Raw genomic sequence first — 16562 nt, forward strand, 5'->3', positions numbered from 1 at the left:
GGGCGCCTCACCGAGGCGCCCGTTTGCGTAGCCGCCGCCACCCACCAGCGTCACATCCGACCCTTCCGTCACCGTGGTTCGGGCGGGCTGGGCACGGCCCGCCCGTTGTGGTTACGATGCGTCACGCGCCGGATACGGTGCGTGCTTGCCGATCGGCTGGAGGTGCCGCCGTGCGTCCATGGGCGGCGCTGGTTGTCCTCTTGTGCGGCACCTTCCTCGCCAACCTCGACGTCTTCATCGTGGTGGTGGCGATGCCCGCGCTCGAAGCGGACCTGGGAGCGGACGGCGGGCAGCAGCAACTGGTCCTCGCCGGATACCAGTTGGTGTACGCGCTGGGCCTGGCCGTCGGCGGCCGCCTCGGCGACGCGCTGGGCTCCCTGCGCGTCTTCGGCGCCGGCCTGGCCGTCTTCACCGCCGCCTCGGCCGCCTGCGGCGCGGCTCCCTCGACCGCCTTCCTGGTCGTGGCACGGCTGTTCCAGGGAGCGGGCACGGCGTTCATGGTGCCGCAGGTGTACCGGGCCGCCCAGACCCTGTTCACCGGCCGGGCGCAGCGCAGGGCGTACGCCGCGATCGGCGCGGTGATGGGCCTCGGCGCGATCGGCGGCCAACTGCTCGGCGGCTGGCTGCTGTCGGCGGACACCCTCGGGCTCGGGTGGCGCGCCGTCTTCCTCGTCAACGTACCGGTGGGCGTCCTCGCGCTGACGGTCCTGCCCTGGGCGGCGGGCGGGCACCGGACGGCCGTTCCCCGCGGGCCGGTGCGCGCCGACCTGCCGGGAGCGGGCCTCGCGGCGGCCGCGCTCGGGCTGTTCGTCGTCCCGCTGGTGGCGAGCGGCACCGGCGGCATGGTGTGGTGGGGCCCGGCCTGCCTGGTCGCCTCCGTGCCGGTCGCGGCCTGCTTCCTGCGCCACGAGCGCGCGTTGGACGCCAGGGGCGGTTCCCCGCTCGTGCCGCCCGCGCTCCTCAAGCTCGACGGGTTCCGCCGTGGCATCGCGGTGATCGTCCTGGTCAACTGCGGGCTCAGCGCGTACGTCCTGATGCTCGGCCTGCTGCTCCAGACGGGCCTGCACTGGTCCCCGCTCGACACGGGAGCGGGCATGGTGCCGGCCGCGGTCGCCTTCGCGGCCGGTTCGCTGCTCGCGCCACGGCTCGCGCGCGGCGCGGAGCCCCGGCTGCTCGCCCTGGCCGCCTTCGCCGCCACCGCCGGCTACGCGGCCTGCGCCGTGAGCGCCCTCGGCGCGGACACCGGCCGGCTGCTCGGCACGGTGTGCGCCGTCGGCGCCGCGCTGGGGCTGTGCGTCACCCCTGCCCTGTCCGTCACCCTGCGCACCGTGCCGGGCGGCATCGCGGGCGCGGCGTCCGGCGTGGTCTCCACCGCCCAGCAACTCGGCGCCGCGCTCGGCGTCTGCGTCTTCGGCTTCGTCTTCTTCGCCCAGGTGCGCATCACGGCCGACGTCGTCGGCGCCTTCGCCGTCACCACCGCCGCACTGACCACGACGTCGGCGGCCGCCGGTGTCCTCGCCTGCGGCCTGCCCCGGGCCGCCGGGTCCCCCGCCCGTACCGAGGACCGCGCCGGCGCACCGGAGCCGCGGGACCTGCCGATGTGACCGAGCACGTTTCCACCCTGACCGTACGGAGAAGCGCTTGTCCGCCCACCCCAGCACCGCCCACCCCAGCACCGTGCAGCCGGACCTCGAAGCCCGGATCGCCGACCTCTTCCCGCGGGTACGGCAGTACCTCGGCGGACTCCTCGACGCGTACCGGCCCCGGTACGCCCACCTGCGGCCCATGCTCGAACGGCTGGTCGCCGACGGCCGCCGGGCGCCCCACGAGTGCGCGCTGCCCTTCCTCGTCCACGCCGCCGTGGACGGCGACCCCGCACCGGCCGTACCGGTGGCCGCGGTGCACGCCCTGTGGTGGCGGGCCGCCAACGCCTTCGACGACGTGACCGACGGCGACCGCGGCACCCGCCTGTACGGAAGCGACCCGGGCGCCGTCATGACGGCGGCCCTGGAGTGCGGTTACGCCCTGCCGCTGCGGGCCCTGGCCGCGCTGCCGGCGGCCGCGCCGCTGCGCGAACGCCTGACCGCCGACTACCTCGACGGCTGGACCGCCGCCTGCGACGGGCAGATCGGCGACATCCTCGGCTCGCCGACGGGCACGAGCCCCGAGGAAGTCCTGACGGTCTACCGGCACAAGAGCGGCGCGGTCTACGCCATGGCCGCCACGATGGCGGCCCGGCTTGCCCTCGGCGCGGACGGCGCGGGCGACCGGCGGGTCACCTCCTGGGGGGAGTTCGGGCAGGCCCTCGGCATGCTCGCGCAGTTCCGCAACGACGAGGACGACCTGCGCTCGGGCGGCAACGAGGACCTCGGCAACCGGACCGCCACCTACCTCCTGGTCCGGCTGCTGCACTCCGCCCCCGCGGCGACCAGGCAGCGCGCCGTGGAACTCCTCGGCCGGTCCGCCGACTCCGACGCCAGCCGCCGGCAACTGGCCGCCATGCTGCTCGACCCGGCCACCCTGGCCTCCTACCAGCGCTTCCTCGCGGACATCCACCGGCGCGCCCACGCGCTGCTGGACACGCTCGCCCCCGCTTCGCCCTTCACCGCCTCGCTGCACCGGCGCGTCGACGACGAGGTGCGGACCACGGCGTACGCCACCGCCCCGGCCGGGCCGCACGGCGCGAACTGCACCCTGGCCCCGGGCCCCGCGGTGCCCGCCCAGGCCCAGGGGCGGCCGGGTCAGAAGGTGTAGGCGGGGTTCACCTTCATGCACGCCTTCTTGTCCTCGCCGTTGAGGGCGTCGGCGCTCTCCGGCGCCTTGTCGGCCTCCTTCTCGCCGGCCGGCGGCTTCGGGTAGGACGTCCCCTTGCGCCAGTCGTTGCCGATCACCAGCCGCAGCCGGGTGGTCGAACGCGACTCCTTGACCGCCTCCTTGGGCAGGCCGAGCGCCTTGGCGAGCGCGAGGGCGTCGCCGCGCTGCTCCTTGCCCGGGTAGGTGATCGTGGTGTCGGCCTGGGTGGTGAGGCGCGAATCCGTGGCGGCGCCGCTGTAGCCGAGGGAGGCCAGGTGGTTCTGGAGCACGTTCGCGCGGCCGGAGACCGGGCCCTGGACCGTGCTGTTGGTGCCGTTCTGGACGATGACGTCCAGCTTGTCCTTGGCCGTGGACGGCTTCGGGTCGGGCGCCGGTTTCTTTTTCTTGTCCCTGCCGTCCAGCGCGGTGTCGTTGCGCACGAGGGAGAAGGTCTGCTCGGCGTCGCCGGGCTTGGGCACCACGTACTCGCCGCCCGCCGCGTACTGCCACGGCATGGTGACCATGGTGATGCGCTCGGTCGGTACGCGCTGGAGGTCGCCGCCCAGGTCGTACAGCTTCTTGACGCTGCCCAGGCCCTCGTCCACGGTCAGCGCCTTGGTGGCGGCCTCGGCCAGGTCGCGCAGCTTCATCGGGTCGGTGAGCTTGGTGCCCGCCTTCAGCTCGCGGACCATCGAGTTCATGTACATGTGCTGGGCCTTGGCCCGGCCGATGTCGGTGTTGTCCTCGAAGCCGTAGCGGGTGCGCAGCCACTGGAGGGCCTGGACGCCCTTGACCGAGTGGGTGCCCGCGGTGAGTTTCAGGCCGCTGCCGTGGCCCTTCTTGTCATGCGAGTAAACGTTTTTGTCCACACACACCGGGACGCCGCCGATGGCGTCCGCCATGTCCACCACCCCGGCGAAGTCGACCATCATGAAGTGGTCGATGTAGATGCCGGTCAGCTCCTTCCAGGTGGCGACGGTACAGCCGGGGCCGCCGTGCTGGAGCGAGGTGTTGATGGCCGCGGTGGACTGCGGGTAGACCTTGCCGTCGTCCGGGTCCTTGCACTCGGGGATCGGCACGCGGGTGTCGCGGGGGATCGAGATGACCGACATGTTGCTGCGGTCGGCGGAGACGTGCAGCAGCATCTGCACGTCGGCCAGCGGCTTGCGGTCCGCGTCCTGGCGGGCGCCGCCCAGCTCGATGTTCTTCTCGCTGTTCCGGCCGTCCGAGCCGAGCAGCAGGATGTTCAGCGGGGTCTGCCCGAAGGCGTTCGGCTCGGGCTTCTGCAGGCCGCCGGAGCCCAGGTCCAGGGCGTCCTTACGGAGGTTGCCGTTGAGGTGCTCGTAGTACCAGTATCCGGCGCCGGCCGTACCGACTATCAGTACGGCCAGGGTTATCGCGCTCCAGCGCAGCACGCGGCGGGTCTTGCTGCGCGGCTTGCCGGCGCGGCGGGTGCCCTTGGCTTCGGGGGCGGTGTCCGCCGGGGAGCCGCCGGGGGAGTCGGATGCGGACGCGGTCGCCTGGGCGGCGGTGGCGTGGGCGCTCGTGGCGGTGGCCGACGCCGGGGCCGTACCCGCCGCGCCACCGGCCGCGGGCGGACCCGCGACACCACCGGTGATCACGGGCGGCCCCGAGACGCCGCCGCTGATCACCGGTGGTGTGGTGCCGCCGCCGGCCACCGGTGTGCCGACGACGCCGGGGGCGCCGGGCGCGCCGCCGTCGGCGGACGGCGCGGGGGCCTTGCGTGCCGCCTCGTCCGGGCGGCCCGTGCCGTCCGCCGCCGCCTCCTTCTCCTCGTACAGGCTGTCGTCCCAGCCCAGTTCTCTGGCATTGGGACGGCGCCGGCGTGGGCCGTCGCCACGCACACTGCTCTGCCGCATTGGGCTTCTCCCCCGTAAATCGGCGCCGTCACGGCGGCCGGGGCTCGCTTGAATGGTCCGGTTGCCCCGTGCAGCCGCGGGCCCGGCCGGGTCACCCGGCCGGCGAGCGGCTACTTGGCGCAGATGTTCTGGTCGTCGGCGTTGACGTTCTGCACGCCGTCCGGCGTCTTCGTCGGCGCCTCGATCGACTTGCCCGGTCCCTCGAAGTCCTTGCCCAGGATCAGCTTCATCGGGACCTTGGGTCCCGCGTCCGCCGTGGTCTTCTTCAGCGCGCTCTTGGGCAGGCCCATCCAGGCGGCCAGGGTGGCTGCCTGGTCGGCCTGGTTCGGCGCGTACTCCAGCCGGGTCGCGGCCAGCTTCGTCGGGGCGTTGCCCGCGTTCGTCGACAGCTTCGCGGCCTTGGTGTTCTGCAGCCAGTCCACTGTTTCCTGCGCGGCACCGAACGGCCCGCCGCCGTTGGTGACATCGACCCGGACCTTGTCGGCCGGTGCCTGGGGAACCTTCTTGTCGTCCGACGTGCCCTTGTTCTTCTTCTCCTTCGTCTTGGACAGCGAGTGGTCGGCGCGGATCATCTGGAACAGCGGTCCGGCCTTCGCCTCGTCCAGTACGACGGTCGCACGGTCCTTCGGGTTGTCCAGAACGGGCACTGTGGCGAAAGTGATGTTTTTGATGTCGACCCGGCTGAGGTCCTTGGCGAGGTCCACGAGCCTGCCCGCGCTGCCGATTCCGGTGTCCACGGTCAGCGCCTTGGTGGCGGCCTGGGCCAGGTCGTAGAGCTTGGGGACGCTGGTGAGGGTGTCGCCGGACTTCATCTTGCGGATCATCGAGCTGAGGAACTGCTGCTGGAGCTGGATGCGGCTGAGGTCGCTGCCGGTGCCGACGGAGTGCCGGGTACGGACGAACGCGAGCGCCTGCTCGCCCTTGACGACGCTCTTGCCCGCCGGCAGATGCAGGTGGGACTTCGGGTCGTTGATCGGCTTGGCGGCGCACACCTCGACGCCGTCCACCGCCTCCGACAGCTCCTTGACGGCGTTGAAGTCGGCCATCATGAAGTGGTCTATGGACAGGCCGGTCATCTTCTCGACGGTGCGCCACGTGCAGCCGGGGTCGCGGTCCTCCTGGCCCAGGCTGGTGTTGAACCGGACGTTGCGCTGGCCCGGGATGGTCTTGGTCGTGCCGTTCTTCTTGGTCGGGCAGTCCGGGATGTCGGTGATCATGTCGCGCGGGATGCTCAGGGCCGTCGCGTTGGAGCGGTCCTTGGAGATGTGCATCAGCAGCGTGGTGTCGGCGTGGCCGACGCTGCCCGCGTCGCCGTAGCCCTCGTTGCCCTTGCCGGAGCGGGCGTCCGTACCGATGATCAGGATGTTGACCGGGCCGTCCTTGACCGCGGGGTTCTCCTTGCCGACGTCGACCTTGGAGATGTTCCCGTTGAGCTGCTGGTACAGGTAGAACGCGCCGCCGCAGCCCGCGACGAGGACGAAGCCGAGCGTGCCGGACGTCCAGTAGAGCGCCTTCTTCTTGGCGGACTTCTTCGGCTTCGGCTTGCGGCGGCTGGACGCGCCGCCGGGCGGCGCGGACCGGTTGCCGGCGCGCCGGTCACGCTGGGCGGGCAGCTCGCGGGTGTCGGAGTCCTTGCGCGCTGCGCCGCGTCCAGAACCGTTTTGCCCCGTGCCGCCGCGGGGGCTCGCGCCCCGAGCCGACCCGGGTTCGGACGCACCGGTGCCGCGTCTGGGCGCGGGAGCCCCGCGGTCGGCCGGCTGGGATGCCGGCGCGCCGCCAGGGTTCAGCCGCAACTCGTAATTGCCGGTGTTCGGATTCAACACCCACTGATCAGCGGGGTCGATGTCGTCCGCTCGCCCACGGCCTTGCGCGTCCACGGTGCCTTGTGTCCTCCGTCGGTGCCACGCGGCGCCTCCCCCTCAAGGCGCTCGGTCGGTCGGTTGTGCAATGCGCGGTCAGCCTGATCGTGCGGACCGGATCGCTCACACTATCCGCCAAGTTCAGCGTCGAGCGACGCCCGTGACACATTCCACTTCCCTACAACTGGGCAATTCACCCAATCCTTTCGACAACTTTCGAGCAGCCGAGCGTACCTTTGCAGAGCTTTTATCGGCAGATCCCGCGTTCTGCGGTGGTCCCCCGGAACGTAGGCGCCGCGGACGGAGAAGGCGGACCGTCCGACGCGTCGGACGCGGCGGGGGAGGGCGGGCGCGCGGCGGAGGCGGACCGCACGGTCACCGGGCGGTCCCTGCCCAGCTGCCGGAAGAGCTGGTCGGCGTCGGGCTGGACGAGTTCGTCGCGGTCCGCGTCGTACCGGTACTCCTGTCGCGGAACGGTCAGGAACTGCACTTTCTCGGTCGGAATGCTGCGCATGCCGCGCACCCATTCGTACAGACCCCGCAGCGACGCCAGGTCCTCGTCGGTGGTGAGCGAACTCGTCGCCGCGTCCAGCAGCGGATAGAGCCTGCCGGGATTGAGCAGCACGCCATTGCTCTGGACCTTGTTCACCAGCGCCGCCAGGAACTGCTGTTGGCGCTCCATGCGCATGGTGTCGCTGCCGTCGCCGAGGGTCTTCCGGGCCCTGACGTAGCCGAGCGCGTCCTCGCCGCGCAGCGTCTGCCACCCGGCGGGCAGCCGCAGCCGCGCCTCGTCGTCATTGACGGGCCGTTCCAGGCACACGTCGACGCCGTCCACCGCGTCCACCATTTTCTTGAAGCCGGCGAAGTCCACGATCATGTGGTGATCGATGCGAATGCCGGTCATCTTCTCGACCGTACGGATCGTGCAGGCCGCGCCCGCGAACTCGAACGCCCAGTTGAACTGAGTGAATTGCGGTGGGGATTGCTTTCCGTCGGAACGCTTGCAACCGGGAATCCGCACCATCAGATCCCGCGGGATGCTGACCGCCGTCGCGCTTCTGCGGTCCGCCGAGGCGTGCAAAAGGATCGTGGTGTCCGAGCGCTGGGTGCCGTTGTCCTCGCCGTACTTGCCGTTGTTCCGCCCGGCCCGGTTGTCGGAACCGATCAGCAGCACGTTCTGCGCGCCGCCGGGCGTCGCCTTCGGCCGCTCCGCCTCGTACTTCTCCAGCTCGTTACGGGTGTCGGTGTCGGCGCGGATGTTCCCGTCCAGCTTGTTGTACAGCAGCCAGCCGAGGCCCGCCGCGGCCAGCACCAGCACGGAGACCGCGAGCGCGGTCCGGCGCAGCCACCGCCGCCTGGGCGACGGCCCGGTGGCCGTCGCGCCGCTCTCCGCCGCGGGGTCCAGCGGCGGGGCCCGGAACGGGCGGCGGGAAGGTCTCTCCGGGCTGTCGCTCACGTGTGCGTCCCCGTCCCTCCGGAGTCGGCGTCGCGCCCGCGCGGACCGCCGTCCGCCGGGCGGACGTGCGGACCCGCGCAAGGTCGTCCGTACCCCAAGATCATGGCCCGCCCGTGGCGCACCGGCCCCTCACGAAGGGCCCGCCGTCCGCCGGACGGGGGAGCGGCGGCCGGTCAGAGCGCCCGGTGCGTGACCCGCTCGCTCTCCTCGCGCTTGGCCAGGCCGTCCGCGTCCAGCCGGTCCAGGTTGCGGCACAGGACGACCGAGCCGCCCGCGGCGAGCGGCGCCAGCAGGCCGGCGGACAGCCCCGCCCAGGTGTCGTACGGCAGGCCGGACAGCAGCCGGGAGCCGCCGGTGAGCCCGCGCTCCGCGGCGTCGGCCAGCGCCGCCGCCACGGCCTCGGCGCCGGTCAGCTCCCGGCCCTCCACGGCGAGCGCCGGGTCCTGCGGGGAGACCGGCGCGTACGGCGCGAACCGGTCGCCCTGGCTCGGCACCTCGACCGCGTAGTCCGCGAAGCCCTGCGGCGGCTGCGGGAAGCGGCCGCCCAGCGGGCGCAGCGCCAGCGCGACCCGCTCGCCCGTGCAGGCGCGCGCCCGGTCCAGCGTGTCCGGGCCGCTCACCACCAGGTCGGCCGCGGCCGGGTCGCCGCCGACATCCGCGACGACGCCGACCGAGGAGCAGGCCAGCAGCCAGACCGCGGTCTGCCAGTGCGCGGGCAGCAGCAGGGCCAGCCGGTCGCCGGGCTCGGCGGCGAGGTCGCCCTGGAGGTAGTTGGCGGTCTTCGCCACCCAATTGGCGAAGGTGGCCACGGACAGTTCCACGCGCTCGCCGGTGGCGTCGTCGTAGAAGGTCGTGAGAGGGCGGGCCGGGTCCGCGGCGAGCGCGGAACGCAGCAGGTCGGCGGGGGTGCGATCGGTGGTGTTCATCGGCGCCAGAGTACGCGCGGGGGCGCTCGCCGGTCAGCCGGACGGCGGGCGCCCGCCGGCGGTACGGGCCGACGATCCGTCAGATAGCGAATGGCGTGTTATGTCCGTTTCGTTCACTCTTACTTCATGCGTGCCTTTCTTGCTACCTCGATCGCCGTGACGTGCACCGCCGCCCTCACCCTCCCGCTCGCGCTGCCCGCCGGCGCGGCCCCCGCCACGACCGCTGCCACAACCGCCGCCACCGGCCGGGCCGCCGCCCCCGCGGCCGCCCCCCGGGACGCGGCCGCCGGCGTCCCCGGCAGCACCCGGTCCCTGCCGCTGCGCCCCCTGCGCGCCTCGGCCCGCAGCGCGGCGCCCGGCACCCAGGGCCTGTCCACGCGGCGCGTCGCCCCGTTCTCGCTGGTCGGCGTCGTATGGGACGACCCGGCCGCCGAACTGCACGGCCGCGCCCAGGTCCGCACCCGCCCGGCCGGCGGCACCGGCTGGTCCGACTGGCAGGACATCCGGACGCACGGCGACGACGCGCCCGACCGCGGCTCCGTGCGCGGCAGCACCGCGCCCCTGTGGGTCGGCGCCTCCGACGCCGCCGAACTGCGCGTCGCCCCGGAGGCGGGCCACCGTACGCTCCCCTCCGGGATGCGCCTGGAACTCGTCGACCCCGGCGAGGACTCCGCCCGGGTGCGCGCGGCACGGGCGGGCTCGGGCGACCCGAACCCGCCCGGCGGCCTCGCCGGATCCGTCAGCTCCGCCGTCGGCTCCCTGCTCGGCGCCCTCCGCCTCCCGGCGCTCGGCGGCCCGGCCGCCACCAGGTCCGACGACGATGACGACGTCGACGACCCGGCGCGCCGCCCCACCGGGTCCCGGTCCCACGTCGGGCCGCGCCCGGCCATCGTCACCCGGGCCGGCTGGGGCGCCGACGAGCGGCTGCGCGAGCGGAACTTCGTCTACACCAGGACCATCCGGGCGGCCTTCGTCCACCACAGCGCCACCGGCAACAACTACTCGTGCGCGCAGGCGCCTTCGGTCCTGCGCGGCATCTACCGCTACCACGTCAAGAGCAGCGGCTGGCGGGACATGGGCTACAACTTCCTCATCGACAAGTGCGGCACGGTCTACGAAGGCCGCGCGGGCGGCGTGGCCAAGCCGGTGATGGGTGCCCACACGCGCGGTTTCAACGGCAACAGCATGGGCATCGCAGTTCTCGGGACGTTCGGGAATGCAAATCCGCCATCCTCGGCCGTTTCCGCCGTGGCCCAGCTGACAGCGTGGAAACTCGGGCTGTACGGCGTGGACCCGCGCGGCACCACCACCCTGGTGTCCGGTGGGGGCAACCGGTTCAGGAAGGGCACCAGGGCCCGGCTCAACGTCGTCTCCGGACACCGGGACGGCTTCGTCACCCAGTGCCCCGGCGCGCGTCTCTACGACAAGCTCGGCACCGTACGCAGCTCCGCGGCGCGCCTCCAGGGCCGCTGAAAGCCCGTTCGAAAGTATCTGCCTACACTGGTCCGCCGACCGGCCGACCCCAGCAGGAAGCAGAGAAGACAAGGTGACTGAAGCGATCCTCCTGGTCGGCGGCAAGGGCACCCGACTGCGCCCGCTGACGGTGCACACGCCCAAGCCCATGGTCCCGGCCGCCGGTGTCCCGTTCCTCACCCACCAGTTGGCGCGCGCCCGCGCCGCCGGTGTGGAGCACATCGTGCTGGCCACGTCCTACCTCGCCGAGGTCTTCGAGCCGTACTTCGGCGACGGGTCCTCGCTGGGCCTGCACCTGGAGTACGTCACCGAGGACGAGCCGCTGGGCACCGGCGGCGCCATCCGCAACGTCGCCTCCCGCCTGCACTCGGCCCCCGGCGACCCGGTCCTGATCTTCAACGGCGACATCCTCACCGGACTGGACATCGAGGCCCTGGTGGACACCCACCGCACCACGGGCGCCGACGTCTCCCTGCACCTGACGAAGGTCGCCGACCCGCGCGCCTTCGGCCTGGTGCCCACCGACGAGACCGGCCGGGTCACCGCCTTCCTGGAGAAGCCGCAGACGCCCGAGGAGATCGTCACCGACCAGATCAACGCGGGCGCGTACGTCTTCAACCGCTCCGTCATCGACACCATCCCCACCGGCCGCCCGGTCTCCGTCGAACGCGAGACCTTCCCCGGCCTGCTGGCCGACGGCGCCCACCTCCAGGGCATGGTCGACTCCACCTACTGGCTCGACCTGGGCACCCCGCACGCCTTCGTGCGCGGCTCGGCCGACCTGGTCCTGGGCCGCGCGCCGTCCCCGGCCGTCCCCGGCCGCTGCGGCGACCGCCTGGTCCTGGACACCGCCGACGTCGCCCCGGACGCGAAGCTCACCGGCGGCACGGCCGTCGGCGCCCGCGCCCGGATCGGCGCGGGCGCGCGCGTCGACGGCAGCACGGTCCTGGACGGCGCCGTGATCGAGCAGGGCGCCCGCGTGCGCGACTCGCTGATCGGCGCCGGGGCGCACATCGGGGCGCGTACGGTCCTGGAGGGCGCGGTCATCGGCGACGGCGCCCGCATAGGCGCCGACAACGAGCTGCGTGACGGCATACGGGTGTGGTGCGAGGCCGAGATACCGGCGGCGTCGGTGCGCTTCTCTTCGGACCAGTAGCCAGCGGCGGACCGGCGGACCGGCGGGCCGCGCGGTCGCGCTTCCGGCAGGTCCCGAGCGGGCCCGGACCCCACGGGCCCCGCGACCGGACACCCGTATCACTTACCCTTGCCGGATGCCCGCCCCCCTCCGCCGTACCTGGGTCCCGCCCGGCCCGTACGACCTGCATCGCACCCTCGGTGTGCTCGGTCGCGGCCCCGGCGACCCGGCGTTCCGGGTGGCGGACGGCGCCGTCCGGCGGGCCAGCCGTACACCCGAGGGCCCGGCCACGCTGTGCGTACGGACCCGGCCCGGCGCCGGGGAGGTCGAGGCCGAGGCGTGGGGGCCGGGTGCCGAATGGATGCTGGACGGGCTGCCCGCCCTGCTGGGGGAGGGCGACGACCCGGCGGCGTTCACCCCGCGGCACCGCCTCGTCCACGAGGCGCGGCGCCGCCACCCCGGCGTCCGGCTCGCCCGTACCGGCCTGGTACTGGAATCGCTGATCCCCTCGATCCTGGAGCAGAAGGTCACCGCCGACGAGGCGTACCGCGCCTGGCGGCTGCTGCTCCAGCGGCACGGCGAGCCCGCGCCCGGCCCCTTCGACCGGCTGCGCGTCATGCCCGACCCGCGCGGCTGGGCGCTGATCCCGTCGTGGGAGTGGCACCGCGCGGGCGTCGACCACAAACGTTCGGCCACGATCCTGCGTGCCGTACGCGTCGCCCGCCGGCTCGAAGAGGCCGCGGCCATGGACCTGCCGGACGCCCTGCACCGGCTCCAGCTGGTCCAGGGCATCGGCCCGTGGACGGCCGCCGAGGCGCTCCAGCGCTCCAACGGCGCGCCCGACGCGATCACCGTCGGCGACCTGCACCTGCCGCGCATCGTCGGCTACGCGCTGACCGGCCGGCGCGACGGCACCGACGAGCAGATGCTCGAACTGCTCGCCCCCTACGAGGGCCAGCGGCACCGCGCCGCCCGCTTCGTCCTGCTGTCGGGCCGTACCTTGCCGCGCCGCGCCCCGCGCTTTCCCGTCGGGGACATCGCCCGCCTGTGACGACGGCCGGGCGATGCCCCGGCGGGTACGGGCTCAGCGCACCACCACGAAGTCGTCCCCCGGGCGGTCCGGCCGCGGACGGGGCGGCGCCGCCGGGCGGCCGACGGCCACCGCGCCCATCGGGTCCCACCCGGCGGGCAGGTCCAGCACCTCCCGTACGACGTCGCGGCAGAACATCGTCGAGGACACCCACGCCGACCCCAGCCGCTCCCCGGCCAGCGCGACCAGGAAGTTCTGGATGCCCGCGCCGTTGGCGACGACGAACATCTCCCGCTCGGCGGCATTGCGCCGCGCGTCCGGATACGTGTGCGAACCGTCCATGACCAGGCACGGCACGACCAGGTACGGCGCGTTGCGCAGCACATCGCCCCGGCGCACCCGCTTGGCGATCGACTCCTCGCTGAAACCGTCCCCGCGCAGATCGGCGATCCACGCGTCCCGCATCGCGTCCAGCAGCTCCGTACGGGAGCGCTCGGACTCCAGCAGGACGAACCGCCAGGGCGTGGTGTGGTGCGGCGCGGGCGCCGTGACCGCCGCCGCGACCGCGCGCCGCACCGCGCCCGGGTCCACCGGGTCGTCCGCGAACTCCCGGACCGTGCGCCGCAGGGTCACCGCTTCCCGCACGGCCTCCGAGGTGCCCAGCCGGAACATGTCGTCGGGGGCGGACCGCACCAGCTCCCTGGCCCCCGCGTCGTCCCCGTCGTCCGGGCCGTCCTCGCGCACCACGTGGGGCAGCCCGCGCACCACCGCCACCGGCAGCCCGGCGGCCTTGCCCTTCACCAGGTCGCCCGCCGCGGCCAGCTCGTCCGCGGTGGCGACCACCGTCGCGGCGAGCGGATTGCCGTACGCGTCCGTGCCGCCGCGCAGGTCGTCCAGCACCCGCACCCCGGCCGCGCCGATCGCGACGTCCGTGAGCCCGCTGCGCCACGGCCGCCCGAAGGTGTCGCTGATGACGACGCCGACCCGTACGCCCAGTGCCGCCCGCAGTCCGTCGCGGAGGGCGCGCGCCGAGGCGTCCGGGTCCTCGGGCAGCAGCAGGACGGTGCCGGCCGGAGTGTTCGACGCGTCGACGCCCGCCGCCGCCATGACCAGGCCCTGCCGGTTCTCGACGATCCGCAGCGTGCCGCGGCGCGCCACGACGCGCACGGACTCCTGGTCGATCGCCGCCTCGCGGTCGGTGGCCTCCATGATCCGGCCCTCGGCCTTGCTGACGATCTTCGAGGTCACCAGCAGGACGTCGCCGTCGGCGAGTCCGGGCAGCCCGCCCGCAGTCGCCGCGGCCGCAATGATCTTGGTGAGGTCGTCGCCCGCCCGCACCTCGGGGATGCCGGGCAGCGCCCACACCCGGTACGAGGCGGGAGCCGGCCCGGGGTCGCTCACGCGCGCACCTCCTCGGCCAGCGCCAGCGCCGCGCGGGCCATCGCGGCGGTCGCGTCCAGGTCCGTCATCATCAGCGGTACGGCCTGGCAGCGGATGCCCGCCTCCTCGACCTCGGGCACCGCGCCCGCGTCGACCGTGTCCACGAGCCAGCCGTCCAGCAGCCCGGAGCCGTAGTGCTTGGCCACCGCGGCCGCCGTCGACTCGACGCCGACCGCGGCGAGGACCTTGTCCGCCATGCCGCGCACCGGCGCGTCACCGACGATCGGCGACAGCCCGACCACCGGCACCCCGGCGTCCGCGATCGCCTCGCGGATGCCCGGCACCGCCAGGATCGTGCCGACGCTCACCACCGGGTTGGACGGCGGGAAGAGCACCACGTCGGCTTCGGCGATCGCCTCCAGCACGCCCGGCGCGGGCTTGGCCTGCTCGGCGCCGACCGGCACCACCGCGTGCGCTTCCACCGAGGCGCGCAGCCGTACCCAGTACTCCTGGAAGTGGACGGCCTTGCGCTCGCCGTCGACGTCCACGGCGACATGGGTCTCGACCCGGTCGTCGGACATCGGCAGCAGCCGCACGCCGGGTTTCCAGCGCGCGCACAGCGCCTCGGTCACCGCGCTGAGCGGGTAGCCGGCGCCGAGCATCTGCGTACGGACGATGTGGGTGGCGAAGTCCCGGTCGCCGAGCCCGAACCACTCGGGCCCGACCCCGTACGCCGCCAACTCCTCCTTCACCCGGAAGGTTTCGTCGGTACGCCCCCAGCCCTGCTCCTCGTTGATGCCGCCGCCGAGCGTGTACATCACGGTGTCCAGGTCCGGGCAGACCTTCAGCCCGAACAGATGGATGTCGTCACCGGTGTTGCCGATGACCGTGATGTCTGCGTCCGGAGCCGCTGCTTTCACACCCCGCAGGAAGCGGGCGCCGCCGATACCGCCGGCGAGAACCACAATGCGCATGGCCCCAGCATGTCAGGGGGCGACCGCCTCGTGGGAGGCGCCCGCCGCGCACCGGGCGCTGTGCATCGGCATGTCGGTCAGGCCGGGGAAGTACACGTGCAGGCTGACCGCGGGCGCCAGCGTGTCGTTGACGACCTCGTGGACGTAGCCGGGCGCGAAGACCCGCTGCGCGCCGGCCGCCAGGGCGCGGTGCCCGCTCGCCGTACGCTCGCTCAACTCGCCCTCCAGCACGGTCAGTACGCCGGAGGAGGGGCCGTGGTCGTGGCGTCCGCTGCCCTGGCCCGGCAGCCAGCTCAGCAGCCAGACCTCGTAGCCGGGGCCGGTGCGCAGCCGGTGGTACCAGCGGGTGGTGGCGTCGTAGCGGACGAGCGGGGCCCAGCCGGACCGGTCGGCGGCGATGGTGCGGGCGAGGCCGGCGAAGCCGGCGACGGTGACGGGGTGGGCGGGGACGGGCGGGAGCAGGTGCGGGACGGCCAGCGGGTCGCCGGCGATCTGGACATCGCTGTTCATGTGCGGAGATTCCTCGGCAAGGTGCTGAAGTGGCGCGGATGGGGTGCGCCGCGACGCGGGAAGCGGTCAGCGGGCGCGGGAGCCGTGCGGGGTACTGCGAGGTGCTGCGGGAGAAGAAAGCTGGAGCTCGGGTGGCTTCAACAGCTGGAACAGCGACAGCGGGCCTGGGCAGCGCAGCGGGACCCGTAGGCACGGGTCAGGCGGAGCGCAGGAATCGCTGGCATGCATGCAAGGAGACCGGGTACTCGCCCCCATGTCAACTGGGTGTCTGTTTTGGGGGAAATGTTTCACCTCATCCGGTTACCGCGTCCGGCGAAAGGTTTGTGCAGGCGGTGCCCGGAGAAGGCGGACGGCACCGGCGCGCCCCTCGGCGTCGTTGCGGTCTCGTGACCTGAATGTGATCCGGCCCGCTTCGGGGCGCGTGGTGCAACGGCTGCGCCCCTCGTCGCGTCCTTGGGTGTGAAAGGGAAGTTACGGGTGATGCGGTTGAGGAAGTGTCCTGTTTTTTGCCGATTTGAACACTTTCTGCATAGGCTTGGTTCCGCAGAGTGAATAAGGGGCCCAATAGCAGATCTCGGCTTGACTGGCCCGGATCGGCACACTTGTAATTTCACTCGTGTCGTTCAGCCGTCATCGGTAACGGCTGCATCACGGGGACGCAAAGACAGACGAGGGGCGCACATGACCGAGCTGTTCCAGGAATTGCTGGTCGAAGAGGCGGACGAGGAGCTCGGCTGGCAGGAGCGCGCGCTGTGCGCCCAGACCGACCCCGAATCCTTCTTCCCGGAGAAGGGTGGCTCCACCCGCGAGGCCAAGAAGGTCTGCCTCGCGTGCGAGGTCCGCTCCGAATGCCTTGAATATGCCCTCGCCAACGACGAACGCTTCGGTATCTGGGGCGGACTGTCCGAGCGCGAGCGGCGCCGGCTCAAGAAGGCAGCGGTCTGACGTCCAGTGAGACGGCCCGGCTGCCGGGCCACCGCATCTCCCTATATCCCCCTATAGACAACGGTCCGCCCCAGTGCCCGTGGCACAGGAGGCGGACCGCTGCGCATGCGGCAGGCGGCGGGGCCGCCGGGAACCATTAGTGTGGGGCCGCGTCCGGGACGCACCGGCGTTCCCGTGAGCACCCGCGTCCACCCAGGCCGC

13 protein-coding genes are annotated in these 16562 nt (G+C 73.0%); 6 read left to right on the forward strand and 7 right to left on the reverse strand.

What is annotated here, in order from left to right:
• The first annotated feature begins 170 nt into the window (after window positions 1-170).
• A complete protein-coding gene (locus tag ACH4OW_RS30870) occupies window positions 171-1604 on the forward strand; it encodes an MFS transporter (protein ID WP_398031079.1) in 1434 nt (477 codons plus the stop codon).
• 37 nt (window positions 1605-1641) lie between these two features.
• Window positions 1642-2754 carry a hypothetical protein gene (locus ACH4OW_RS30875; protein WP_398031080.1) on the forward strand — a complete coding sequence of 371 codons (1113 nt, stop codon included), beginning with the start codon at window positions 1642-1644 and terminating at the stop codon, window positions 2752-2754.
• On the opposite strand, the gene ACH4OW_RS30880 is transcribed toward ACH4OW_RS30875, so the two are convergent.
• The 4 genes from ACH4OW_RS30880 to ACH4OW_RS30895 all read right to left on the reverse strand — a co-directional run bounded on the left by ACH4OW_RS30880 (window position 2742) and on the right by ACH4OW_RS30895 (window position 8914).
• Window positions 2742-4673 (reverse strand): LCP family protein, encoded by a 1932-nt coding sequence (locus ACH4OW_RS30880; protein ID WP_398031082.1) that lies wholly within the window; start codon window positions 4671-4673, stop codon window positions 2742-2744. The genes ACH4OW_RS30875 and ACH4OW_RS30880 overlap by 13 nt on opposite strands.
• Window positions 4674-4783: 110 nt before the next feature.
• Window positions 4784-6550, reverse strand: a complete 1767-nt coding sequence (locus ACH4OW_RS30885; RefSeq protein ID WP_360126887.1) for an LCP family protein — start codon at window positions 6548-6550, stop codon at window positions 4784-4786.
• 229 nt (window positions 6551-6779) lie between these two features.
• Window positions 6780-7988 carry an LCP family protein gene (locus ACH4OW_RS30890; protein WP_398031085.1) on the reverse strand — a complete coding sequence of 403 codons (1209 nt, stop codon included), beginning with the start codon at window positions 7986-7988 and terminating at the stop codon, window positions 6780-6782.
• A gap of 173 nt (window positions 7989-8161) precedes the next feature.
• Window positions 8162-8914: a TIGR03089 family protein gene (locus ACH4OW_RS30895; protein ID WP_360126884.1), complete on the reverse strand. Its 753-nt coding sequence runs from the start codon at window positions 8912-8914 to the stop codon at window positions 8162-8164.
• Between the two features lie 126 nt (window positions 8915-9040).
• Between ACH4OW_RS30895 and ACH4OW_RS30900 the strand changes: the two genes are divergently transcribed.
• The 3 genes from ACH4OW_RS30900 (at window position 9041) to ACH4OW_RS30910 (ending at window position 12573) form a co-directional block, all read left to right on the forward strand.
• On the forward strand, window positions 9041-10387 hold the full coding sequence (locus tag ACH4OW_RS30900) for a peptidoglycan recognition protein (RefSeq protein WP_398031087.1): 1347 nt from the start codon (window positions 9041-9043) through the stop codon (window positions 10385-10387).
• Window positions 10388-10460: 73 nt separating this feature from the next.
• Complete coding sequence (locus tag ACH4OW_RS30905; protein WP_360126878.1) at window positions 10461-11543, forward strand: NDP-sugar synthase; 1083 nt, start codon at window positions 10461-10463, stop codon at window positions 11541-11543.
• 115 nt (window positions 11544-11658) lie between these two features.
• Entirely contained in the window at window positions 11659-12573 is a 915-nt protein-coding gene (locus tag ACH4OW_RS30910) for a DNA-3-methyladenine glycosylase 2 family protein (RefSeq protein ID WP_360126875.1), read from the forward strand.
• A 33-nt stretch (window positions 12574-12606) separates the two neighbouring features.
• On the opposite strand, the gene ACH4OW_RS30915 is transcribed toward ACH4OW_RS30910, so the two are convergent.
• Genes ACH4OW_RS30915 through ACH4OW_RS30925 form a run of 3 tightly spaced genes read right to left on the reverse strand, consistent with a single transcriptional unit; the run spans window position 12607 to window position 15416 of the window.
• A complete protein-coding gene (locus tag ACH4OW_RS30915; protein ID WP_398031089.1) occupies window positions 12607-13953 on the reverse strand; it encodes a coenzyme F420-0:L-glutamate ligase in 1347 nt (448 codons plus the stop codon).
• A complete protein-coding gene (gene cofD, locus ACH4OW_RS30920) occupies window positions 13950-14906 on the reverse strand; it encodes a 2-phospho-L-lactate transferase (protein WP_360126870.1) in 957 nt (318 codons plus the stop codon). The genes ACH4OW_RS30915 and cofD overlap by 4 nt, the downstream gene beginning before the upstream one ends.
• 12 nt (window positions 14907-14918) lie before the next feature.
• Window positions 14919-15416, reverse strand: coding sequence for a cysteine dioxygenase family protein (locus tag ACH4OW_RS30925; RefSeq protein WP_360126867.1), 498 nt, complete (start codon window positions 15414-15416; stop codon window positions 14919-14921).
• A gap of 681 nt (window positions 15417-16097) precedes the next feature.
• Here ACH4OW_RS30925 and ACH4OW_RS30930 point away from each other — a divergent pair.
• Complete coding sequence (locus ACH4OW_RS30930) at window positions 16098-16361, forward strand: WhiB family transcriptional regulator (protein WP_003983763.1); 264 nt, start codon at window positions 16098-16100, stop codon at window positions 16359-16361.
• Window positions 16362-16562 lie beyond the last annotated feature (201 nt).

The organism is Streptomyces sp. NPDC017056, from assembly GCF_044332485.1.
GTDB lineage: Bacteria > Actinomycetota > Actinomycetes > Streptomycetales > Streptomycetaceae > Streptomyces.

What these genes read in the sequence shown, in the direction of transcription:
- ACH4OW_RS30880 (WP_398031082.1), bottom strand. Translation starts at nt 4,673, where the DNA reads ATGCGGCAGAGCAGTGTGCGTGGCGACGGCCCACGCCGGCGCCGTCCC.
- ACH4OW_RS30895 (WP_360126884.1), bottom strand. Translation starts at nt 8,914, where the DNA reads ATGAACACCACCGATCGCACCCCCGCCGACCTGCTGCGTTCCGCGCTC.
- ACH4OW_RS30900 (WP_398031087.1), top strand. Translation starts at nt 9,041, where the DNA reads ATGCGTGCCTTTCTTGCTACCTCGATCGCCGTGACGTGCACCGCCGCC.
- ACH4OW_RS30910 (WP_360126875.1), top strand. Translation starts at nt 11,659, where the DNA reads ATGCCCGCCCCCCTCCGCCGTACCTGGGTCCCGCCCGGCCCGTACGAC.
- cofD (WP_360126870.1), bottom strand. Translation starts at nt 14,906, where the DNA reads ATGCGCATTGTGGTTCTCGCCGGCGGTATCGGCGGCGCCCGCTTCCTG.
- ACH4OW_RS30925 (WP_360126867.1), bottom strand. Translation starts at nt 15,416, where the DNA reads ATGAACAGCGATGTCCAGATCGCCGGCGACCCGCTGGCCGTCCCGCAC.
- ACH4OW_RS30930 (WP_003983763.1), top strand. Translation starts at nt 16,098, where the DNA reads ATGACCGAGCTGTTCCAGGAATTGCTGGTCGAAGAGGCGGACGAGGAG.